At 73.1% G+C, this 19,929-nt stretch carries 21 protein-coding genes; 10 read left to right on the top strand and 11 right to left on the bottom strand.

Annotation, left to right across the window (positions count from 1 at the left end):
• Window positions 1-208: 208 nt before the first annotated feature.
• Window positions 209-1,336: a magnesium and cobalt transport protein CorA gene (locus tag ABZ948_RS20695; RefSeq protein WP_359761533.1), complete on the top strand. Its 1,128-nt coding sequence runs from the start codon at window positions 209-211 to the stop codon at window positions 1,334-1,336.
• Window positions 1,337-1,376: 40 nt separating this feature from the next.
• On the opposite strand, the gene ABZ948_RS20690 is transcribed toward ABZ948_RS20695, so the two are convergent.
• Both ABZ948_RS20690 and ABZ948_RS20685 read right to left on the bottom strand, forming a co-directional pair.
• Window positions 1,377-1,802, bottom strand: a complete 426-nt coding sequence (locus ABZ948_RS20690) for a CBS domain-containing protein (RefSeq protein ID WP_359761531.1) — start codon at window positions 1,800-1,802, stop codon at window positions 1,377-1,379.
• 146 nt (window positions 1,803-1,948) lie between these two features.
• Window positions 1,949-2,590 carry a nucleoside/nucleotide kinase family protein gene (locus ABZ948_RS20685; RefSeq protein WP_359761529.1) on the bottom strand — a complete coding sequence of 214 codons (642 nt, stop codon included), beginning with the start codon at window positions 2,588-2,590 and terminating at the stop codon, window positions 1,949-1,951.
• A 93-nt stretch (window positions 2,591-2,683) separates the two neighbouring features.
• Here ABZ948_RS20685 and ABZ948_RS20680 point away from each other — a divergent pair, with 93 nt between their 5' ends.
• The 3 genes from ABZ948_RS20680 to ABZ948_RS20670 all read left to right on the top strand — a co-directional run bounded on the left by ABZ948_RS20680 (window position 2,684) and on the right by ABZ948_RS20670 (window position 5,566).
• Window positions 2,684-3,382: a DUF2293 domain-containing protein gene (locus ABZ948_RS20680; protein ID WP_359761527.1), complete on the top strand. Its 699-nt coding sequence runs from the start codon at window positions 2,684-2,686 to the stop codon at window positions 3,380-3,382.
• Window positions 3,383-3,477: 95 nt separating this feature from the next.
• Window positions 3,478-3,957, top strand: a complete 480-nt coding sequence (locus ABZ948_RS20675; protein ID WP_359761526.1) for an anthrone oxygenase family protein — start codon at window positions 3,478-3,480, stop codon at window positions 3,955-3,957.
• A gap of 118 nt (window positions 3,958-4,075) precedes the next feature.
• Window positions 4,076-5,566 carry a glutamate synthase subunit beta gene (locus tag ABZ948_RS20670; protein ID WP_359761524.1) on the top strand — a complete coding sequence of 497 codons (1,491 nt, stop codon included), beginning with the start codon at window positions 4,076-4,078 and terminating at the stop codon, window positions 5,564-5,566.
• 165 nt (window positions 5,567-5,731) lie between these two features.
• On the opposite strand, the gene ABZ948_RS20665 is transcribed toward ABZ948_RS20670, so the two are convergent.
• The gene (locus ABZ948_RS20665) at window positions 5,732-6,217 is read right to left on the bottom strand and encodes a carboxymuconolactone decarboxylase family protein (RefSeq protein WP_359761523.1); all 486 of its coding nucleotides are present in this window, start codon (window positions 6,215-6,217) and stop codon (window positions 5,732-5,734) included.
• Window positions 6,218-6,264: 47 nt separating this feature from the next.
• Here ABZ948_RS20665 and pdxR point away from each other — a divergent pair, with 47 nt between their 5' ends.
• On the top strand, window positions 6,265-7,689 hold the full coding sequence (gene pdxR, locus ABZ948_RS20660; protein ID WP_359761521.1) for a MocR-like pyridoxine biosynthesis transcription factor PdxR: 1,425 nt from the start codon (window positions 6,265-6,267) through the stop codon (window positions 7,687-7,689).
• Window positions 7,690-7,747: 58 nt separating this feature from the next.
• On the opposite strand, the gene ABZ948_RS20655 is transcribed toward pdxR, so the two are convergent.
• The 3 genes from ABZ948_RS20655 to ABZ948_RS20645 form a co-directional block, all read right to left on the bottom strand.
• Window positions 7,748-8,560: an SAM-dependent methyltransferase gene (locus ABZ948_RS20655; RefSeq protein ID WP_359761519.1), complete on the bottom strand. Its 813-nt coding sequence runs from the start codon at window positions 8,558-8,560 to the stop codon at window positions 7,748-7,750.
• Between the two features lie 106 nt (window positions 8,561-8,666).
• On the bottom strand, window positions 8,667-8,921 hold the full coding sequence (locus ABZ948_RS20650; protein ID WP_030246665.1) for a DUF397 domain-containing protein: 255 nt from the start codon (window positions 8,919-8,921) through the stop codon (window positions 8,667-8,669).
• Complete coding sequence (locus ABZ948_RS20645) at window positions 8,922-9,782, bottom strand: Sco1979 family transcriptional regulator (RefSeq protein ID WP_359761517.1); 861 nt, start codon at window positions 9,780-9,782, stop codon at window positions 8,922-8,924.
• Window positions 9,783-10,034: 252 nt separating this feature from the next.
• On the opposite strand from ABZ948_RS20645, the gene ABZ948_RS20640 reads away from it, so the two are divergent.
• The 3 genes from ABZ948_RS20640 to ABZ948_RS20630 all read left to right on the top strand — a co-directional run bounded on the left by ABZ948_RS20640 (window position 10,035) and on the right by ABZ948_RS20630 (window position 13,273).
• Entirely contained in the window at window positions 10,035-10,691 is a 657-nt protein-coding gene (locus ABZ948_RS20640; protein WP_389613883.1) for an ATP-binding protein, read from the top strand.
• Window positions 10,688-11,122: a hypothetical protein gene (locus ABZ948_RS20635; protein WP_359761514.1), complete on the top strand. Its 435-nt coding sequence runs from the start codon at window positions 10,688-10,690 to the stop codon at window positions 11,120-11,122. The genes ABZ948_RS20640 and ABZ948_RS20635 overlap by 4 nt, the downstream gene beginning before the upstream one ends.
• Before the next feature lie 144 nt (window positions 11,123-11,266).
• A complete protein-coding gene (locus ABZ948_RS20630; RefSeq protein WP_359761512.1) occupies window positions 11,267-13,273 on the top strand; it encodes an ABC transporter ATP-binding protein in 2,007 nt (668 codons plus the stop codon).
• 9 nt (window positions 13,274-13,282) lie between these two features.
• Here the strand turns inward: ABZ948_RS20630 and ABZ948_RS20625 are convergent, their stop codons facing one another.
• The 3 genes from ABZ948_RS20625 to ABZ948_RS20615 all read right to left on the bottom strand — a co-directional run bounded on the left by ABZ948_RS20625 (window position 13,283) and on the right by ABZ948_RS20615 (window position 15,788).
• On the bottom strand, window positions 13,283-13,465 hold the full coding sequence (locus ABZ948_RS20625; RefSeq protein ID WP_003989511.1) for a DUF8839 family protein: 183 nt from the start codon (window positions 13,463-13,465) through the stop codon (window positions 13,283-13,285).
• Between the two features lie 155 nt (window positions 13,466-13,620).
• Window positions 13,621-14,310: a DUF899 domain-containing protein gene (locus ABZ948_RS20620; protein ID WP_359761510.1), complete on the bottom strand. Its 690-nt coding sequence runs from the start codon at window positions 14,308-14,310 to the stop codon at window positions 13,621-13,623.
• A gap of 113 nt (window positions 14,311-14,423) precedes the next feature.
• Window positions 14,424-15,788 carry an amidohydrolase gene (locus ABZ948_RS20615; protein WP_359761508.1) on the bottom strand — a complete coding sequence of 455 codons (1,365 nt, stop codon included), beginning with the start codon at window positions 15,786-15,788 and terminating at the stop codon, window positions 14,424-14,426.
• Window positions 15,789-15,921: 133 nt separating this feature from the next.
• Here ABZ948_RS20615 and ABZ948_RS20610 point away from each other — a divergent pair, with 133 nt between their 5' ends.
• Window positions 15,922-16,899, top strand: coding sequence for an endonuclease/exonuclease/phosphatase family protein (locus ABZ948_RS20610; RefSeq protein ID WP_359761507.1), 978 nt, complete (start codon window positions 15,922-15,924; stop codon window positions 16,897-16,899).
• A complete protein-coding gene (locus ABZ948_RS20605) occupies window positions 16,878-17,432 on the top strand; it encodes a class I SAM-dependent methyltransferase (RefSeq protein ID WP_359761506.1) in 555 nt (184 codons plus the stop codon). Before ABZ948_RS20610 ends, ABZ948_RS20605 begins: the two co-directional genes overlap by 22 nt.
• On the opposite strand, the gene ABZ948_RS20600 is transcribed toward ABZ948_RS20605, so the two are convergent.
• Both ABZ948_RS20600 and ABZ948_RS20595 read right to left on the bottom strand, forming a co-directional pair.
• A complete protein-coding gene (locus tag ABZ948_RS20600; RefSeq protein ID WP_359761504.1) occupies window positions 17,400-19,346 on the bottom strand; it encodes an FUSC family protein in 1,947 nt (648 codons plus the stop codon). The two genes, ABZ948_RS20605 and ABZ948_RS20600, sit on opposite strands and share 33 nt — an antisense overlap.
• Window positions 19,347-19,521: 175 nt before the next feature.
• Window positions 19,522-19,890: a toxin-antitoxin system YwqK family antitoxin gene (locus tag ABZ948_RS20595; protein ID WP_359761502.1), complete on the bottom strand. Its 369-nt coding sequence runs from the start codon at window positions 19,888-19,890 to the stop codon at window positions 19,522-19,524.
• Window positions 19,891-19,929: the final 39 nt, after the last annotated feature.

The raw sequence follows: 19,929 nt of genomic DNA, 5'->3' as shown, positions 1-19,929 counted from the left end.
AACTGCGTCGGCGCTCGGCAGGCACACCCGGTCCGCCTGTCCGCCTGTCCGTCTGTCCGTCTGTCCGCTCGTCCGTTGGTTCGTCCACAGCCGGGAACCAAGCGGAACGAGTCGTTTCCACAGGCTTACCCGCAGCTCACGTCGGCCTGGCAGACTGACGCGCCAAGGCGCAGGAACGGCGCGAGGAGTTCCACGCAAGGAGATCCGGATGTCCATGGCAGGGAATCTGCGGAAGGTCACGAGCCTCGGCGGGGTCGGCGGCCTGCGCAGAGTGGCTCGGCTGGCCCGGCGGCGCCCGCGCGTCGATCTGAGCCACCCGGCCCGGTCCCCGCTGGGCTCCTCGGTGGTGAACTGCGTGACGTACCGGGACGGCGTCCGCACCTCCGCGCGCGGCGATCTGGTGGACGTCGTGGAGCGGGTGCGCAAGAGCCGGGACGGCTTCGTCTGGCTCGGTCTGCACGAGCCGACCGACCGGGAGTTCGCGGGCATCGCCGAACTCTTCGACCTCCACCCGCTGGCGGTGGAGGACGCCGTCGAGGCCCACCAGCGCCCCAAGCTGGAGCGCTACGGCGAGACGCTCTTCGCCGTGTTCAAGACGGTCTGCTACGTGGAGCACGAGGAACTCACGGCCACCAGCGAGGTGGTGAACACCGGCGAGATCATGGTGTTCGTCGGCGAGGACTTCGTGATCACGGTGCGGCACGGGCGGCACGGCTCGCTGGGCCCGCTGCGCGAGGAGCTGGAGTCCGACCCCCAGCAGCTGGCCAAGGGCCCGTCCGCGGTGCTGCACGCCATCGCGGACCATGTGGTCGACGACTATCTGACCGTCACGGACTCGGTGCACGAGGACATCGACCAGGTCGAGGCGGACGTGTTCGCGGAGAACGGCGCGCGGGCGGATCCGGGGCGCATCTACCAGCTCAAGCGTGAACTGCTCGAATTGAAGCGGGCGGTGGTGCCGCTCAGCCGGCCGCTGGAGGATCTCGCCACCCGCCCGATCCGCGCGGTCGACCCCGAGATACAGGCGTACTTCCGCGATGTCTCGGACCACCTGCTACGGGCGAAGGAGCAGATCGCCGCCTTCGACGAACTGCTCAACTCCATCCTGCAGGCACACCTCGCGCAGGTCACGGTCGCGCAGAACGAGGACATGCGGAAGATCACGGCATGGGCCGCGATCATCGCCGTGCCGACGATGGTGTGCGGGGTGTACGGCATGAACTTCGACCACATGCCGGAGCTGCACTGGCGGTACGGCTACGGCATGGTCATCGGCGTGATATCCGTGGCGTGCCTGGTGCTGTACCGGGGGTTCCGGCGCAGCGGATGGCTCTGACGAGGGTGGGTGACCTGCGCGGGAGCCCTGCGGGGGTGGGCTAGGACGTGCTCTTGGCGTAGACGCTCTCGGCCCAGGAGGCGATCTGGTCGTTCGCCAGGTGCCGGGCGAGGTCGGCTTCGCTGATCATGCCGACCAGGCGCTTGTCCCGGATGACGGGCAGCCGGCGGATCCGGTGTTCCTGCATCTCTCGGAGCACCTCGCTGACATCGGCGTCCTCGTCGATCCAGCGGGGGGTGCCCTTGGCCATCTCGCCGGCGGTGACCCTGGCGGGGTCGTGGCCCATGGCGACGCAGCCGACGACGATGTCGCGGTCGGTGAGGATGCCGCAGAGCCGCTCGTTCTCGTCGCTGATGGGCAGGGCGCCGACGTTCAGTTCGCGCATGAGCTGGGCGGCGCGGTCGAGGGTTTCGTGGGCGGGGATCCACTGGGCGCCGCGGTGCATGATGTCTCCGGCGGTGGTCATGGGGTACCTCCCGGTGCCGGACGGCCGGCGCGGCGCCGGACGCACCGCGAGTCCCGGCGCCCTTCATTCTCGCCGTGCCACCGGATGCCCGCACACGGGACGCCGTCCCCACGCCGAGCGGCACACCGACGGGGCCGTGCGGTCGCTCAGCCTCCCCACGCGGGATGACGAGGGTCGTCGGCCCGTACCAGGACGTCGGCCGTGGCCGCCGGGTCGGTCTCCCGCTCGTAGCGCTCGAAGGCCGGCAGGGTCCAGTGCTCGGCCTCGGGTGTGCGGCGGCGCAGGGCGCCCGGGGAGAGCAGGACGTGGACACTCAGATCGAGGGGGAACCAGTGCCGGAGAAGGAAGGGCCCGTGCAGCAACAGCACGCCGCCGGGCGGGAGTTGGACGTACGGGCTGCGGGTCGCCCGGTCGGCGGCCGGGTCCCACAGGTCGGGCAGGACGCGGCCGTCGCCGTCGGCGTCGAGGGGTCCGAACACCTCGCGCCACAGGGCGCCGGTGTCGTACCAGCCGCTGTAGTAGGCCTCGATGTCCCGGTGGCCGTACTCCAGGCGCACGGAGGCGGGGCGCAGGAAGCCGTCCGTCCCCACCACGAGCGAGGAGCGGCCGCGCACGCGCAGCGCTTCCGAGACCCGCTGGGCGAGGTCGCCCGGGCGGGCGGCCGGGGCGCCGTCGAAGGCGATGCGCGGCCAGGGACTGCCGTCGGCGGGCTTCAGGTCGAGCAGGCGCTCGGCGAGCAGGTCGCCGAGCCGGTCCCAGGTGATCGCTTCGAGTCGCACACGGCCCATGATGCGTCAGGCCGCGGCGGGACGTCCCCGGGGTCGTCGCCGGATCCCGCGGCGCACGTGGTGCGTGCTGTCGTCAGGGGGAATGAACCCCGTATGGTCCCTCGCGCACCGCTCCCGCCCCATCCCGGACTGCTCGTCTTCCAGCCCCTGAAGCGGCGGCAGTGCGCCGAATGCCGGCGGGGGCCGCTGGCCCTGCTCGTCCTGGAGGACAGTGCCCCGCGCTGCCTCGACTGCGCCGACCTCGGGCATCTGGTGTTCCTGCCGCGTGGTGACACGGCGCTGACGCGCAGGGCGCGGGAGGAGAGCGCGCTGTCGGCGGTGGTCGTGCGGTTCAACCGGCGCAAGAGCCGTTACGAGCGGCAGGGCGTCCTGGTCGAGGAGGCGGCGCTCGCCAGGGCCGAGCAGCGGTGCCTGGCGGACGCCGAGGCGCGACGGCGGCGCCGGATACGGGACGCGCGGCGGCGGGAGGCTCAGGACGAACTGTTCGCCCAGGCGTTCGCGACGGAGATACGGCGGCTGTTCCCGGGCTGCCCGCCCGACCGGGCGCGGGCCATCGCCGCGCACGCCTCGGAGCGGGGCAGCGGCCGGGTGGGCCGCAGCGCGGCGGGGCGCGCGCTCAGCGAGGGGGCGGTGATCTCGGCGGTGGTGGCGTCCGTACGGCATCTGGACACGCCGTACGACCGGCTGCTGATGAGCGGCGTGCCGCGGCACGAGGCGCGGCGGCGGATCTCGGCGGCGGTGGAGACGGTGCTGAGGGGGTGGACCGGCGCGGGCCTCGGTTCCGCGGGATGAGGTGAGGGCGCGAGGTGAGGTGAGAGGCGAGATTTCACTTGTGGTGAGGCAGGGCGCCGGGCAGGATCCCGGCTCGACGGGCGGGAGAGACTGACATGATCGACGGACCGTACTTCGTGCTGACGGTGCTGGGTGTGCTCGGGACCGGCCTGGTGGCCGGGGTGTTCTGCGGCTTCTCGACGTTCGTCATGCGGGGTCTGGCCGCGCTGCCGCCCGCGCAAGGGGTCGCCGCGATGCGCGCGATCAACGTGGCCGCGGTGACACCGCCCTTCATGGCCGTGTTCCTCGGCTCGGCCGTGCTGTGCGCGGTGATCGCCGTGGTGACGTTCGTGCTGTGGCCCGAGGAGGGGACGGTGGAGCTGCTGGTGGGCAGTGTGCTGTACCTGTTCGGTTCCTTCGGGGTGACGATGGTCGCGAACGTGCCGCGCAACGACGCGCTGGCCAAGCTGGAGCCGGGCACCTCGGAGGCGGCCGCGTACTGGCCGGCGTACGTGCGCGAGTGGACGATGTGGAACCACGTCCGCACGGTCGCCTCGGCCGGGGCGGCCCTGGCGTACGTGCTGGCTCTCACCTGACGCCCAGGCCCCGCGCCGCACGGCGACAGGCACCGGCCCGGAGGCGGACGTATCGTGGCGAAAGGAGTGCCGCCCGACGACGCACGGCCTGTCATACGCGCACGCAAGGAAGACGGCCATGGCCGATCCCAAGGGTTTCATGACCACGCCCCGCCAGGACTGGCCGCGCAGGCCGGTCGAGGAGCGGGTGCGGGACTGGGACGAGGTGTACGTCCCCGGGGCGCTGCTGCCGATCATCGGCAAGCAGGCCGATCGCTGCATGGACTGCGGCATCCCCTTCTGCCACGAGGCGTGTCCGCTGGGCAATCTGATCCCGGAGTGGAACGACCTGGTGTCGCGGGAGGACTGGCGGGCCGCCGCCGACCGGCTGCACGCCACGAACAACTTCCCCGAGTTCACGGGCCGGTTGTGCCCGGCCCCCTGCGAGGCGGGGTGCGTACTGGCGATCAACCAGCCGGCCGTCACGATCAAGAACGTCGAGTGCGCGATCGCCGACCGGGCCTGGGAGGAGGGCTTCGCGCCGCCGCGTCCGCCGGAGCGGCTGTCCGGCAAGACGGTCGCGGTGATCGGTTCGGGCCCCACCGGGCTGGCCGCGGCCCAGCAGCTGACCCGGGCCGGGCACACGGTCGCGGTGTACGAGCGGGACGACCGGCTCGGCGGGCTGATGCGGTACGGCATCCCCGCGTTCAAGATGGAGAAGCACCATCTGGAGCGGCGGCTGGAGCAGATGCGCGCCGAGGGGACCAAGTTCCGCACGTCGACGGTGGTCGGGCGGGACATCGGGGCCGACGAGCTGCGGACCCGCTACGACGCCGTGGTGATCGCGACCGGGGCGACGGCCTGGCGGGAACTGCCCGTCCCCGGTCGGGAGCTGACGGGGGTTCACCAGGCGATGGAGTACCTGCCGCTGGCCAACCGGGTCTGCGAGGGCGACCTGGAGTCGTCACCGCTGTCGGCCGCCGGGAGGCACGTCGTCATCGTCGGCGGCGGCGACACCGGGGCGGACTGCCTGGGCACGGCCGTACGGGAGGGCGCCGCGTCCGTGACCCAGGTGGACATCTACGCGCTGCCGGGCGTCGAGCGGGACGAGGACGCCGAGCCCTGGCCGACGTATCCGGTGCGGCTCTACCGGCTGTCCGCCGCGCACGAGGAGGCGCGTGACCTGCGGACCGCTCCGGTGGCCGACGCGGACGCGCGGCTGTTCGCGGCGTCCACGCTGCGCTTCGAGGGCGACGCGGAGGGGCATGTGCGGTCGCTGCACCTGGTCGAGGTGGACGCGCGGCGCCGCCCGGTGGACGGCACCGGGCGGACACTCCCCGCCGACCTCGTGCTGCTCGCCCTCGGCTTCACCGGGCCCGACCGGCAGGACGGGCTCGTCGACCAGCTGGGGCTGGAACTGGAGCCCCGCGGCACCATCGCGCGGGACGCCGCGTTCGCCACCAACGTGCCCGGCGTGTTCGCCGCGGGGGACGCCGCCCGGGGCCAGTCGCTCATCGTCTGGGCGATCGCCGAGGGGCGGGCGGTGGCGGCAGCCGTCGACCGTCATCTGATGGGCAGTTCGACGCTGCCGGCCCCGATCGGCCCGTACGACCGCCCCATGGCGGTGTAGCCGCCGACCGGCCTCTACAGCCGCCCCACGGCGGGTAGCCGCCGACCGGCCCGTACAGCCACCCCACGGCGGTGTAGCCGCCGACCGGCCCGTACGGCCGGCCCTTGGGCTGTTCAGCCGCCGATCAGCCCATGCGACCGCCCATGACCGTGTAGCCGCCCCGGGTCACCTCTCGTCCGTCCCCGCCACCTTCCCCGTGGACAGCGCCACCCGGTTCCAGGTGTTGATCGTGAAGATCAGGGCGAGTACCTGCGCCAGTTCCCGCTCGTCGAACCGCGCGGCGGCCTCGGCGTAGACGTCGTCCGGGACACCGGTGTCGGCGACCAGGGTCACCGCCTCCGTGAGGGCGAGGGCCGCCTGCTCCCGCTCGGTGAAGAAGTGGCGGGCCTCGCGCCACACGGCGACCATGTGCAGCCGGTCCTCGCTCTCGCCGGCCTTGCGGGCGTCGTTGGTGTGCATGTGGAGGCAGTACGCGCAGTGGTTGAGGTGCGAGGCGCGGATCTGGATCAGTTCGACCAGGGCCGGGTCGAGGCCGTCCCGGGCGGCGGCGTCGAAGGCGATGAGGGCCCGGAAGGCCTTCGGGGCGGACTTCGCGAACTCCAGCCGGGGCGCCTTCGCGAGGGTGGTGTCGGTGCTCGTGTGCGTCGTCATGTCCTTCAACCTACGGGCCGGAAAGACCCACTGTAGGGTGCATTTCCATGGCGGATTCATGGGTCAATTCGTGGGTCGATTCGGCAGAGCGGATCGGGTCCGACCTGCATCTGGAGCTGACCGGTCCGGGCGGCCGGCGCGCGGCGCTGATCCGGGCCCTGCGCGAGGCCGTGCGCAGTGGGCGGCTCGCCCCGGGCACGCGGCTGCCGCCGTACCGCTCGCTCGCCGCCGACCTCGGCGTGGCCCGCAACACGGTCGCCGACGCGTACGCCGAACTCGTCGCGGAGGGCTGGCTGACCGCCCGGCAGGGCTCGGGCACGCGGGTCGCGGAGCGGGCCGAACCGCTGCGGCCCGCCGCCCGCGTGCCCAAGAAGTCACCGCAACGCGCGCGGGGCCCCCGGCACGACCTGACGCAGGGCACGCCGGACGCCTCGGCGTTCCCGCGGACCGCCTGGCTGGCCTCCTACCGCAGGGCGCTGCAGCAGGCGCCCAGCGAGGTGTTCGGGCCGGGCGACCCCGCCGGGCGGGTCGAGCTGCGTCAGGCGCTCACGGAGTACCTGGCCCGCGCGCGGGGCGTGCGGACCGAGCCGGGCAGGATCGTGATCTGCTCCGGCTTCGCGCACGCGCTGCGGCTGCTGTTCGGAGGGGGCGTCCTGCGCGGGCCCCTCGCGGTGGAGGCGTACGGGCTCGGGTTCCACCGGGAGGTCCTCGCCGCCGCCGGTGTGCGGACCGTGCCGCTGCCCCTGGACGAACACGGCGCCCGGGTCGACCGGTTGGGGCGCGAGCGGGCGGTGCTGCTCACGCCGGCGCACCAGTTCCCGACCGGCGGCCCGCTGCACCCCGCGCGCCGGGCCGCCGTCGTCGACTGGGCACGCGCGCGGGGCGGGCTGGTCCTGGAGGACGACTACGATGGGGAGTTCCGCTACGACCGCAAGCCGGTCGGCGCCGTCCAGGGGCTCGATCCCGAGCGCGTGATCCACATCGGCTCGGTCAGCAAGAGCCTGTCGCCGGCGGTGCGGCTGGGCTGGATGGTGCTCCCGGAGCGGTACGTCGACGCCGTGCGGGCCGCCAAGGGAGAGCGGGAGGCGTGGGCGAGCGTCCTCGACCAGCTGTGCCTGGCGGACTTCCTCACGTCGGGGTCGTACGACCGGCACGTACGGCGGATGCGGCAGCGGTACCGGGGCCGCCGGGACCGGCTCGTCGCGGCGCTCGCCGAGCACGCGCCGCACATCGAGGCCACCGGTGTCGCGGCAGGCCTGCACGCGGTGCTGCGGCTCCCGCCCGGCACCGAGGCGTCGGCGGTCAAGGCCGCGGCGTGGCAGGGCATCGCCCTCGACGGCCTCGCCGCGTTCCGGCACCCGGAGACGGACATGCCGGCGGTCGACGGTCTCGTCGTCGGGTACGCGACGCCCTCGGAGCATGCCTACGGGCCGGCCCTGGAGGCGCTGTGCGGTGCACTGCCGCCGCCGTGACCGGCCCGTCAAGCAACGGGGAGCTACGGAGGGGACTACCGGGGGGACTACGGGGGGGCTACGGCTTGCGCGCCACCGCCCCGTACCCGGGGATCACCCCGTCGTCCTGCCCGGGCACGGGCTCGCCCAGCTCGGGGTGCCAGCGGTGGGGCACCTCGACGCCGGGCTCGACGAGGTCAAGGCCGTGGAAGAAACGGGTGAACTCCGCGCGGGAGCGCAGGGCCAGGGTGACGCCGGCGGCGCGGAGCTTCTCGGTGGCGGCCTTCGACTCCTCCGGGGTGAAGTCGGCCGTCGCGTGGGTGATCACCAGGTAGCTGCCGGAGGGCAGTTCGGCGAGCAGCCGGCCGACCAGGTCGTGCGCGCCGTCCTCGTCGGAGACGAAGTGCAGCAGCGCGATCAGCGACAGCGCGACGGGCCGGGTGAAGTCCAGGACCTTCCTGGCGCCCTCCAGGATGGCGTCCGGGTCGCGGACGTCGGCCTGGAGGTACTCGGTCGCCCCCTCGTCCGTGCCGCGCAGCAGGGCCGCCGCGTGGGCCAGCACGATGGGGTCGTTGTCGCAGTAGACGATCCGGGCGTCGGGGGCGGTCTCCTGGGCGACCTGGTGGAGGTTGGGTTCGGTCGGGATGCCCGTGCCGATGTCCAGGAACTGCCGTACGCCGTTGCCGGCCAGCCAGCGTGTGGCCCGGTGCATGAACGCGCGGTTGACGCGCGCCATCACCGGCACCCTGGGGTCGAGGCCGAGCATCTGACGGCCCATCTCCTCGTCGACCGGGTAGTTGTCCTTGCCGCCGAGGTACCAGTCGTACATCCGCGCGGGATGGGGTCTGGTCGTGTCGATCCTGACGGCCGACGTGGGGTCCTGCCCGGTCATGAGGCACTCCGTAAGGCACAAAGGGTGGTCAATTCAGCACCAGCGATTCAGCACGAGCGGTAGAGGTCGAGCAAGAGAAGGTCCGGCGAGAGCAACGGCAAGCACGTCAGGACAGCAGGAAGTCCGCCTCCCCCGCCTTCGCCCCCTCGATGAAGGCGGTCATCTCGGCGGTGGTGTAGATCAGCGCCGGACCGTCCGGGTCGGTGGACTGACGGACGGCGATCCGGCCGTCGGCGAGCTTCATCGCCTCCAGGCAGTTGCCTCCGTTCCCCCCGCTCCACGGCTTGTGCCAGCCTTCACTGCCCAAGTCGCGCGCGGGCATGCCGTTGTAGACGTGTTTGCGCGGCTTGATGCGATCCATTCACAGCTCCTTGCGGAGATCCCGGAGGATCTCCTTCGTGCGATGTGCCGTAGCGGCCTGCGCCGCCATGCGGTCCATGACCTCGAGGTGGGTCGCCACCTCGGCGCGCGCGTCGAGATAGACCGCGCCGGTCAGGTACTCGCTGTAGACCATGTCCGGCAGTTCGGGCATGGCGAATCGGAACAGCACGAACGGCCCGTACGTGCCCGGGTGCGGCCCATTGGCGAACGGGGCGATCTGCAGCGTGACGTTGGGCAGCTTCGTGGCCTCGAGCAGCTTGTCGATCTGGGCACGCATCACCTCCGGTCCGCCGACCGGCCGCCGCAGCGCGGTCTCGTCCATCACGACCCACAGCCGGGGCGCGTCCTCGCGGGTGAGCAGGTCCTGGCGCTGCATGCGCAGGGCGACATGGCGCTCGATGTCCTCGGGGCTGGTCTGGCCGATGGCGCCGGAGCGGAGCACTCCGCGCGCGTACTCCTCGGTCTGCAACAGGCCGGGGACGAAATGCGGTTCATAGCTGCGGATGACTCCGGCCGCGCCCTCGAGGCTCACGTACATCGAGAACCAGCCGGGCAGGATGTCGTGGAAGCGCTGCCACCAGCCGGGTTTGTTCGCTTCCTCGGCCAGCTGGACGAAGGCGTCGGCCTCGTCGTCACGGATTCCGTAGGCCTTCAGCAGCAGTTGCAGGTACGGGATTTTGAGCGCGACCTCGGCCATCTCCATACGGCGGACCGTGGCGGGGGCGACGCGGAGGATGCGGGCGGCTTCCTCGCGCTTCATCCCGGCGCGTTCCCGCAGGTCCAGCAGGCGCCGACCGAGGACGACCTGCCCGACAGTCGGCGCGGACCGCGGTTCGCTCACGCTCCACCTCCACCAAGAGTTCTGACGAGCCGGCCACAAAAGAACGCTGACAGCCCTGCGGCGCCATTCGAAGACCTTTTCGAAGAACTGATCCGAACAAGCGTTTCGAACGAATCTTCGACGATCTCAACTGGCGCCGCGCGGGGTGCTGTTGCGAGCAGTGTGCCACGGCCTTCCAGACCGTCACACAGCACTCTGCAATTTTCAGAGTGACACTTGCCAAGTGTTCTCGGCGGGGCGATAGTGGCAAGCGTGATTCCGTCCGCGCCCTTAGGAACAGACGCCGCCGCAGGCCTTCCCGGCCTCGGTGCCGGAGACGGTCCCCTCGGGACCGCCGCCGAGCGCCGGTTCCGTTTCGAGCTGGCCGCACACCCGGGTTCCCCCGCACAGGCCAGACGGCTGACGCGGGCCCGGCTGACCGGCTGGTCGGTGTGCGAGGACACGTGCGACAGCGCGGCCCTGGTGGTGTCCGAGCTGGTCACCAACGCCATCGTGCACACGGCGAGCACGCACATAGTGTGCGAACTGCACGACGGCGACGACCTGGTGCGGATAGCCGTGCGCGACGAGGGCTGCGCCCCGGGCCAGCCCCACGCCGCCGCCCGGACCCGGCCCGAGGAGGAGCACGGGAGGGGGCTGCTCCTCGTCGACGCCCTCTGCCATGCCTGGGGGGCACACGAACACGGCCCCGGGCTGCTGGTCTGGGCCGAGCTGCCGCGCACGGCGGACGCTCCGCACGACCCCGCCGAACCCCGGAACGACCTGGGCTGGGGCACCCGCCCGAAGCCCGGTCCCTCCGACGAGTCGGGCGACCCGGACCGGAACCGGGCGCGCAACGCGCAGGGCACGCCGGAGGCGGCCTCCGCGGTCCCGGCTCAGGAACGACACCGAGAGCGGGGGCCGGCATGAGGCCAGGCCCCGGTGGCCGCGTGCTGAATCTGGACACCCTGGCCCGCCTCCGCCGCGGGCTGCGCACGCCGGGCCCGGCCCTGCGCCTGCCGGTGCCCGAGGGCATGACCGCCCCGCTCGGCTGCGACGCGGTCGCGGTGCCCGCCCGTTTCGGCCCGCTGGTCATGCCCCGGCTGCCCCGTGTCGGCTGTGTCTACGCCGACGGGACGACCTGGTGGTGGCTGGTGCCGTCGGACTCCGACCACGCCCTGGAATGGCCGGCCCCCGTGCACTACGCCACCGGCGCGGTCGTCCCGGACGCCCCCGAGATCCCCGACCTCATCCACCGCCCCGACGGCACGCTCCCGTACACCCCGCCGATACCGCTGTACCTGGCCCTGTGCCGGGTGACCGGGACGTCTCCGGCCTGGTCGCGGTCGGTCAGCGCGTGAGCGCGGGCGCGTACACGTAACCCACCCCACGACCACGCGCCGTTCCGTGTGGCCTTCGGCCGGGTCGTGCGCCCGCGCGCATCCGGCGCCCCGGGCTGCGCCCTGCCCGTGCGGGCACCGCACCGCAATAGTGACCGTTCATCCATGAACGGGCCACGAGCGGGAGGTCGGTCGACGGTGGCGAAGAAGCGGACCGCGCCGGAGGTGTCCGAGTCGGAGCGGCTGCTCTTCGGCGGGCCGCTGCGCTACGACATGGGCTGGAACCAGCACGCCGACGCGTTCCTCGAGCTGAACTTCCGTGCCATGATCACGCGGCTGCCGTCCCTGCTGGCGTCCAGCCTCCGGCTCGCCCGGCAGGCTGACCGGGGCGCCGCGCGGGTCGTCCTGGCCGCCGAGGCCGGCCGGGGTGTGGCGCAGGCGGTGAGCCTGCTCGCGGTGAACAGCGTGCTGGCCCGGCTGATGGGCGGCGGCCCCATCGAGGACCGGCTGCGCGGAGCCCTCCCCGCGCTGGTGACGGTGGCCGTCGTCATGCTGCTCGCGGCCCTGCTGCGGGCCGCCAGCACGTACGCCACCGGCCGCCTGGAGCCGAAGGTGGAGCGGGTCGCGACCGAGCAGTACCTGGAGCGGGCCGCGGCCGTGGAGCTGGCCGCGATCGAGGACCACGCCTTCCACAAGCTGCTGGACACCGCGCAGTACGGCGCCGCCTCCGCGCGCCGCATGATCGCGTACGGGACACGTGTGATCAACGCGATGATCTCGCTGGTCGCGGCCGCCGGTGTGCTGACCGTGCTGCACCCCGCCCTGCTGCCGCTGCTGGTCACGATGACGCTGCCGAGCGCCTGGAGCGCGCTGACCGTCGCCCGGCGGCGCTACGAGTCCTTCCACGCCTGGGTGCAGCACGCCCGCGCCGGACGGCTGCTCGGCAACCTGCTCATCGAGCCCGAGGCGGCCCCCGAGATCCGGGTGCACGGAGTGGGTTCCTTCCTGCTGCGGCACTTCCGCGCGATGTCGGAGACGGCGGAGGCCGAGCAGGCCCGCCTCGCCCGGCTGGCCGCCCGCACCGGCCTGATCGCGGCGGCGTGGACGGGCCTGGCCACGGTGGCGACGTACGCGACCCTCGGCGGGCTGCTGCTGGCGGGCGCGATGGCCCTGTCGGTGGCGGGTACGGCCGTGATCGCGATCCGGACCGGTTCGCAGAGCCTCGACACGCTCGTGGTGGAGGTGAACGCGCTGCACGAGGAGGCGCTCTTCGTCGGCGACCTGCACCGGCTGTACTCGGAGGCGGCTCAGCGGGCGATCCCCGAGGGCGGCCGGCCCCTGCCGGAGAACCCGCGGGAGATCCGCTTCGAGAACGTCACGTTCCGCTACCCCGGCGACTCCGCGCGTCCCGCCCTCGACGACGTGACCCTCACCCTCCCGCTGGGCCGGATCGTGGCGCTGGTCGGGGAGAACGGCTCCGGCAAGACGACCCTGGTCAAGCTGCTCGCCGGGCTCTACACCCCGGAGAAGGGGCGGATCCTGTGGGACGACGTGGACGCGGCGGACGCCGACCGGCACCTGCTGGCCGAGCGGATCGCGATGGTGGCGCAGGACTTCAAGAGGTGGCCGTTCACGGCCCGGGTGAACGTCGCCCTGGGGCGGACGTCGGCGCCCGTCTGCGAGGAGCGGCTGGCCGCGTCGATCGCGGAGGCCGGGGCGGAGACGGTGGTCGCCGATCTGCCGCGCGGGCTGGACACGCTGCTGGCCCGCAACTTCAGCGGCGGACACGAGCTGTCGGGCGGCCAGTGGCAGCGGCTGGGCATCGCCCGGGCGGCCTACCGCAGGGGGCGCATCCTGATCGTCGACGAGCCGACGGCGGCCCTGGACGCCCGGGCCGAGCTGGAGGTCTTCGAGCGGATCCGCGCCCTGGCCGACAGCGGCCAGACGGTCGTGCTGATCACGCACCGGCTGGCGTCCGTGCGCCACGCGGATCTGGTGCACGTCCTGGACCAGGGGCGGCTCGTGGAGTCCGGGACGCCGGACGAGCTGCTCGCCACCGGCGGGCTCTACGCCGAGCTGTACGCGCTCCAGGCGGAGCAGTTCGCCAAGGCCCCCACGGCGGTCACGCCGGCCGCGCCGGTCCCGAAGGTGCCGGCGCCGAAGGCGGGCTGAGCCGGCACGTCACGCCGTGGCGTCGGCGCCGTCCCCGCTGCGCACGATCACCAGGAACATGTCCGTCGCGAGGTCCATGACGACCTCGGCAGGCAGGCCCTCCAGACGCCGCGCCTGCGCGAACTCCTCCGCCGGCCAGGAGCCACGCGGCCCGCCGGCGGGAAAGCGCTCGAGCACCGTTCGCCCGTTCACCCTGCACCTCCCTGTAGCGCTGTACTCGTAGAGTTAAACGCCAACCATGGGGTGAACGGCTCGCGAAGTGACGGTTCTGAGACGTAGTTGACACGCGTTCACCGTCAAGTGTGAGCAAACTCTCAGCCGCTTGGCTTATTTCCTCACTTTGCGTGTCAGTCGTCGTACTCGTCGTGATAGCGGATGCGCTCACTTCCCGCAGGCGCCCCAAGAGCCGACGCGCGCCCCTTGGGCTCCTCCCACTCCTCCTGGCGGCCCAGTGCGGTGAGGTCGAGCAGGCTGGCGGTCGAGCCGAGGCCGTCGAGGCCGCGCTCGTACGTCGAGTACGTGTGGAAGATCCGGTCGCGGTCCCGCAGGAAGCAGCTGAGGCCGGGGCGCTCGACGAGTTCGCCGTCGCGTTCCAGCGTCACCTCGAAGTCGCGGTTGAAGTCACTGCCGCAGGAGGAGTACCAGGGGACCGTCCAGCCCATCCGGGCCTTGAACGGCAGGAGCTTCGGGTACGGGGCCCGGGACACGGCCGCGAACGACGTCCCCCGCGCCGCGAGATGGGCGAGATGCCCTATTTGATCCAGGAATGCGGAGCAGCTGCAGCAGCCCGCCTCCCACTCCGGCGCGAACATGAAGTGGTAGACGACCAGCTGCTGCCGGCCGTCGAACAGATCGAGCAGGGTGGCCTTGCCGTCCCCGCCCTCGAAGACGTACTCCTCCTCGACCTCCACCATGGGCAGTCCGCGCCGCTCGGCATTGAGCGCGTCCCGCGCGCGGGTGACGGCCTTCTCCTTGACCAGCAGTTCCGCGCGCGCCGCGCGCCACTGCTCGCGCGAGACGATCTCCGGAAGCGACATGGGCCCTCCTGTGACAACGGTCCGTCCGGGGTGGTGACCGGCGGGAGGCGCGGAACTCATCGCTGTCCGGGAGGATTCCTCGCGGAGATTCCTCGCGACCGGTTCCCGGGGCGTCAGGTGTCGTACTCCTGGACGCGCCGGCCGTGGCCGCGGTCGACCAGCGCGGGCAGGCGCTTCCGGAGCTCCCCCACCACCGCCGCCACGTCGATCGTCAGCAGCTCCCGGTCCCGCATCAGGATCCGTCCGTCGACGATCGTGGTGCGGACGTCGGCGGAGCGGGCGCTGTGCACGAGGGTGGCGGCGAGGTCGTGGACGGGCTGCGTGTGCGGTCCGGTGAGGTCGACCAGGACGATGTCCGCCCGGCGGCCCGGCGCGATGCTGCCAATGCTCTCCCCCAGCCCCACGGCCCTGGCGCTCTGCAGCGTGGCGTGGTGCAGGGCCTCGCGGGAGGTCAGCCAACGGGGATCGCCCTCGGCCGACTTCTGCACCAGTGAGGTGAGGGCCATCGACTCCCACACGTCGAGGGAGTTGTTGGAGGCGGCCCCGTCGGTGGCGAGCCCGACGTCGACGCCGATGCCGCGCAGGGCGCGGACGGGTGTGGTGTCCGGCCAGGCGAACTTGAGGTAGCCGCGGGGCGCGGTGGCCACGGCCGTACGACCGTCCGCCCGCTCCAGGAGGGGCAGGTCGCGGTCGGTGATGCCGGTGCCGTGGGCGAGGAGCAGGTCCGTGTGGAGGATCGTCGTGCGGTCCAGGACCTCGATCGGGGTGACCCCGTGGCGGGCGAGGCTGGTGTCGGTCTGGTCCCGGTTCTCGGCGGCGTGGACGTGCACGGGCAGGCCGTGCGTACGGGCCAGCTCGGCGGTGGCCGCGAGGTCGTCGTCGACGACGGTGTAGGGGGCGTGGGGGGCGAGGGCGGTGGTGACGCGGCCGTCTGCCGTGTCGCGGTGGCGCAGCGCGAACTCCAGTGACCGTTCCCGGCCTTCGGGCCCCTGCGAGGAGAAGAAGGCCTCCCCGAGCAGGGCCCGCATGCCGCTCTCCGCCACGACGTTCGCCACCGCGTCCATCGCGAAGTAGTGGTCGGCGAAGCAGGTGACGCCGCCGCGGATCATCTCGGCGCAGGCGAGCCGCGCCCCCAACTCGACGTGCTCGGCCGTGAGGTTGGACTCGACCGGCCAGACGACGTCGTTGAACCACTCCAGCGTGGGCAGGTCCTCGGCGAGGCCGCGCAGCGCCACCATCGGCGCGTGCGTGTGGCAGTTGATCAGGCCGGGCAGGGCGACCTGGCCGCGGGCCTCGATCCGCTCGGCGGCGGGCAGGCCGGCGACAGCGGCGGTGGTCGTGACCGCCTCGACGAGCCCGTTCCGTACGACGATCGCGGCGTCCTCCGCGAACCCGATCCGCTCTTGATCGTCGTGCACGAGGACGGTACATGCGCTGATGATGAGCTCGGCGGGACTGTCCGCGGCAGAAGGCGTCATCACGCCAACGTACGACGACGTCGTAGGGCGGCTGAGCCGAACCGCACATCCCGTCGCGGCTCTGTCGCGGGGCCGGCCGGGCAGGCACCCTGGCCTGACCACCCCGCCTGTCGGCTTCGGAAAGGAGCCCGGCATGCTCCTCGGCACCTGGAACCTGGAGAACCTCTACCGGCCCGGCGGCCCGTACGGCCCGGAGGACGACGCCGCGTACGGAAGGAAGCTCGCCGCGCTGGCCGCCGTGATCACGGAACTCGACCCGGCGCTGCTGGGCGTGCAGGAGGTCGGCGACCCCGAGGCCCTGAAGGACCTGGCCGGGATGCTCGACGACGACTGGCATGTCGCCCTCTCCGAGCACGCGGACAGCCGGGGCATACGGGTCGGGTTCCTGAGCCGTGCGCCCCTGACGGTCGTGGCGGACACGGTGGCGTTCCCGGCGGGGCTGCGTCCCGTGCAGGTGGACGACTCGGGGCTGACGGTGGCACAGGCGGGGCGGGGCCTGCTGGCCGTGGAGGCCGGGGACGGGCCGCCGGGGGACGGGGCTTCGCCGGACGGGCCGCTGCGGGTGGCCGTCTGTCACCTCAAGTCGAAGCTGCTGTCGTACCCGGACGGCCGGTTCCAGCCGCGCGACGAGGGCGAACGGGCCCGCTACGGCGCCTACGCCCTGTACCGGCGGGCCGCGGAGGCGACGGCCCTGCGCGCCCTCGCGGACGACTTGCTGGAGGGCGACGGGCGGGCCCGGGACGTGGCGGTCCTGGGCGACCTGAACGACGAGACGCAGGCGGCGACCACGCAGATCCTGCTCGGCCCGCCCGGCTCGGAGATCGGCACGCCCGGGTACGACAGGCCCGACCGGGGCGACGCGGCGCGGCTGTGGGACGTGGCCCCGCTCATCCCCGCCGGACAGCGCTGGTCCCGCGTCAACTCCGGGCGGCGCGAGCTGATCGACCACATACTGCTCAGCCACCGGCTGGTCCGGCGCGTGACGGCGGCGGGCACGGGCCTGCCCGGCGAGGGCCCGCCCGGCCTGCCGTCGGTCGGCCCCGACCCGGCGGAGCGACGCGGCGCGCCCGGCTCGGACCACGCGCCGGTGTGGGTACGGATCGGCGGCTGAGGGCCATCGACGCCCCGGAGCGGCTGAGGTGGGCGGTGCGCGTCCTCGACCCCGCCCCCGGCGACCGCGTGCTGGAGATCGGCTGCGGCCGCGGGGTCGCGGTCGCGTTGCTCAGCGACCGCCTCACCACGGGGACCGTCACCGCCGTCGACCGCTCCGCCACGGCCGTGGCGGCGGCCCGGCGCCGCAACGGCGAGGCGGTCGCGGCCGGGAGGGCCGCCTTCCACGTCCTGTCCCTGGAGGACGCCGACTTCGCCCCTGGATCCTTCGACAAGGTCCTGGCGGTGAACGTGAACCTGTTCTGGACGCGCCCGGCGGACGCGGAACTGACGGCGCTGCGACGCTGGCTGGCACCGGGAGGTCTGCTCTGCCTGTGCTGGGAACCGCCGGACGAGAGGCGGGCCGCGGAGATCGCCGGGGTGGTGGAGCGGGCGGTCGCGGAGCACGGGTTCGCGACGAGGGCCCTGCGGGACGGCGGGCTGGTCGCGGTGCTGGGCGTGCTAGCCGGCGAGGGGTGTCCGGGGCAGCCGTAGGCCCACCCGCTCCACCGGTCCGGTGAGTTCGGTGAGGACGGCGGCGAGGCGTTCCCGGTGGCGGGGGCCGATCTGTCCCGTGTCGTCGAGGTGCACGGCGCAGGCCGTGATCGTGTCGACGAGCCGTTCGAGGAGGTCGGCGACCTCGTCCGCGCCCTCGGTGTGCCGGGCGAGGGCGGGCAGTTCGTGCGCGGCGAGGGAGATGGCCGTACGGGCCTCGGCGAGCGTGCGGTAGGCCTCGCGGCGCAGGGTCCAGCGGGTGGCGCGGTGGTCGGAGGGGGTGCCGGGGGTGCCGGGGGTGCCGGGGTTTCTCATACGTGTGGCATCGGGGGCGCCGGAGGTTCCGATGCGCGGGGTGCCGGCCTCGTCGAGGACGTGGGTGAGGTAGGCGTGCGCGGCCTCGTTCGCCGCCGCCAGCCGGGCGCGCACGCCGCCGCCCCGCTGTCCCGGCATCGGCAGGTGCCCGACGATCAGCACGATCGCGCAGGCCAGCAGCGTCTCGCCGATCCGGCCCGCGGACGCCTGCGGCTCGCCGCCGACCATGACGAGGGCGAGGACGAGGACGGTGACGACGGCGGTCTGGGCGGCGAAGTGCCGGGTGGCGACGGGGATGAGCGCACCGCTGAGCGCGACGAGCGCGATGAGTCCGTCCGGCCGGGGCAGGACGGCGGCGAACCCGGCGAAGAGGAGAGCGCCGAGTACGGTGCCGGCGGCCCGGTTGAGCACGCGGGAGGCCAGCGGACCCAGGTCGGGCTTGACGAGGAAGACGGCGGTGGCGGGCAGCCAGTACCAGTGCTCGTGCTGCCCGTACCACTGGCCTTGGTGCAGGGCCTGGGCGACCGCCGCGCTGGCCCCGAAGCAGAGCGCGACGCGCAGCCCGTACTCGCGTCCGGCGCTGCCGAGGACGGCGCGCAGCCGGTCCCGGGCGGTACGCGGACGGGTGTGCAGGTCGCCTCCCCGCCCCTGGTCGAACACCTCGGCCGCGTGCAGCAGGGCGTCGTCGAGGGCGCGCAGCGCGGGTGCCGAGCGGGAGGGCGCGGGCAGCGGCCCGGTGTGGGTGTTGCCGCGGACGGCGGCGGCGAGCCGCCGGGGCCCTTCGGAGGCCCGCTCGGAGACGGGCTCTCCGGCCCAGGCGAGGGCGGTGGCGGCCTCGGCGAGGGGCAGCGCGGCGGCGTACTGCGCGTGCAGCCGCCGCTCGGCGGACGAGGAGGCGTACCGCCGCAGCCGGGGCCCGGCGAGGGCGTCCTGCGCGTGGTCGAGGGCGGCGGTGAGCGCGGCCCGGCGGCGGATGGCCTGGGGCCCGCCGACGGCGTCGAGGAGCTCGGCGACGGCGTCGTACACGCCGGCGACGGCCTTCCGCTCCCCGTCGAACCGGAAGTCGCCGGTGAGGGAGCCGGGCGTGGGCAGCACGAGCCGCAGGACGATCAGCCAGCCGGCTCCGGCGAGGAAGGCGAGCGCACGCGCCCATCCCGGCTCCGGCAGGGGCATCCCGGCCCCGACCGCCGAGCCGACGAGCACCTGCGTCCCGACGGCGGACGCGACGGGCCCGATCGCGCTGATCCCCCCGGCGACGAGCCCGACGACCGTGAGGATCACGGTGAGCACGACCGCGCCCGTCCCCTGCCCGGCGTACGTGCCGATGACCATCCCCAGGGCACCGCCCAGCGCGGGCACCCCGATCCGCTTGACGGAGGCCCGCCGGCTCCCCGGCCGGTCGTTGATCCCGGAGAGCATGGCGGCGATGGCGGCGACGACACCGAGCGAGGTGTGCCCGGTCCGCACGGCCACGAGCAGCAACGGCCCGGCGGACAGCGCCCCCCGCGTCACCGCGCTCCAGGGCACCGGCCCCCGCTGCGAGCGCAGGGCATGCGCGAGCCAGGGCGGAAGATGCAGAGCGGCGGAGAGGCGGGACACGGGGCTCCTGTCGTCTCGTCGGAGGCAGGGGTGGGCCTTCGGGCGACGGTGGCCGGGCGGTGTTGGGGCCCACGGTAGGCGGGGTTCCTGGAGGAAAGGTTTCCGGAACGTGACGGAGGCCGTGAGAGGCGGGTTCTTTATGAACGCAACTCCGAGCTTGACCGAGTCGGCCCGCTCACGCGCCCTTCCGCCAGGACCGGGTCGGTCGGCCCTGCTCGTCCCACGTGTGCTCCTCCAAGAGCGTCATCCCGTTGTCGGCGAACACCTGCCTCGCGGCAAGCGCGCCGTTGGGATGCCATTCTCTGAATTCGCCTACGGGCATGCCTTCCCGCAGTGTTCCCTCCGAGCGGAGAGTGCCGTCCTGGTACCACTCGCGGGACGGCCCGTTCTTGTATCCGTCGACGTAGCCGTCGAGGCTGACCAGTCTCTCGCCGAGGTGTTCGGTGACCTCGCCGGTGAACGGCCCGCCGCGGTGGTACAAGCGCTCCGAGTCGTCCATGTCGACTTCGGGGTCGTCGATGTCGATGCGCTGCACGGCTGTCATCAGGGGATCCTTTCTCGCCGATCACTCGGCAACCTTTTC

Source organism: Streptomyces olindensis, assembly GCF_040645895.1.
GTDB classification, from domain to species: Bacteria; Actinomycetota; Actinomycetes; order Streptomycetales; family Streptomycetaceae; genus Streptomyces; species Streptomyces olindensis.
Note: the sequence above shows the minus strand (reverse complement) of the source record. Positions and strands in the feature narration are given on the sequence as shown.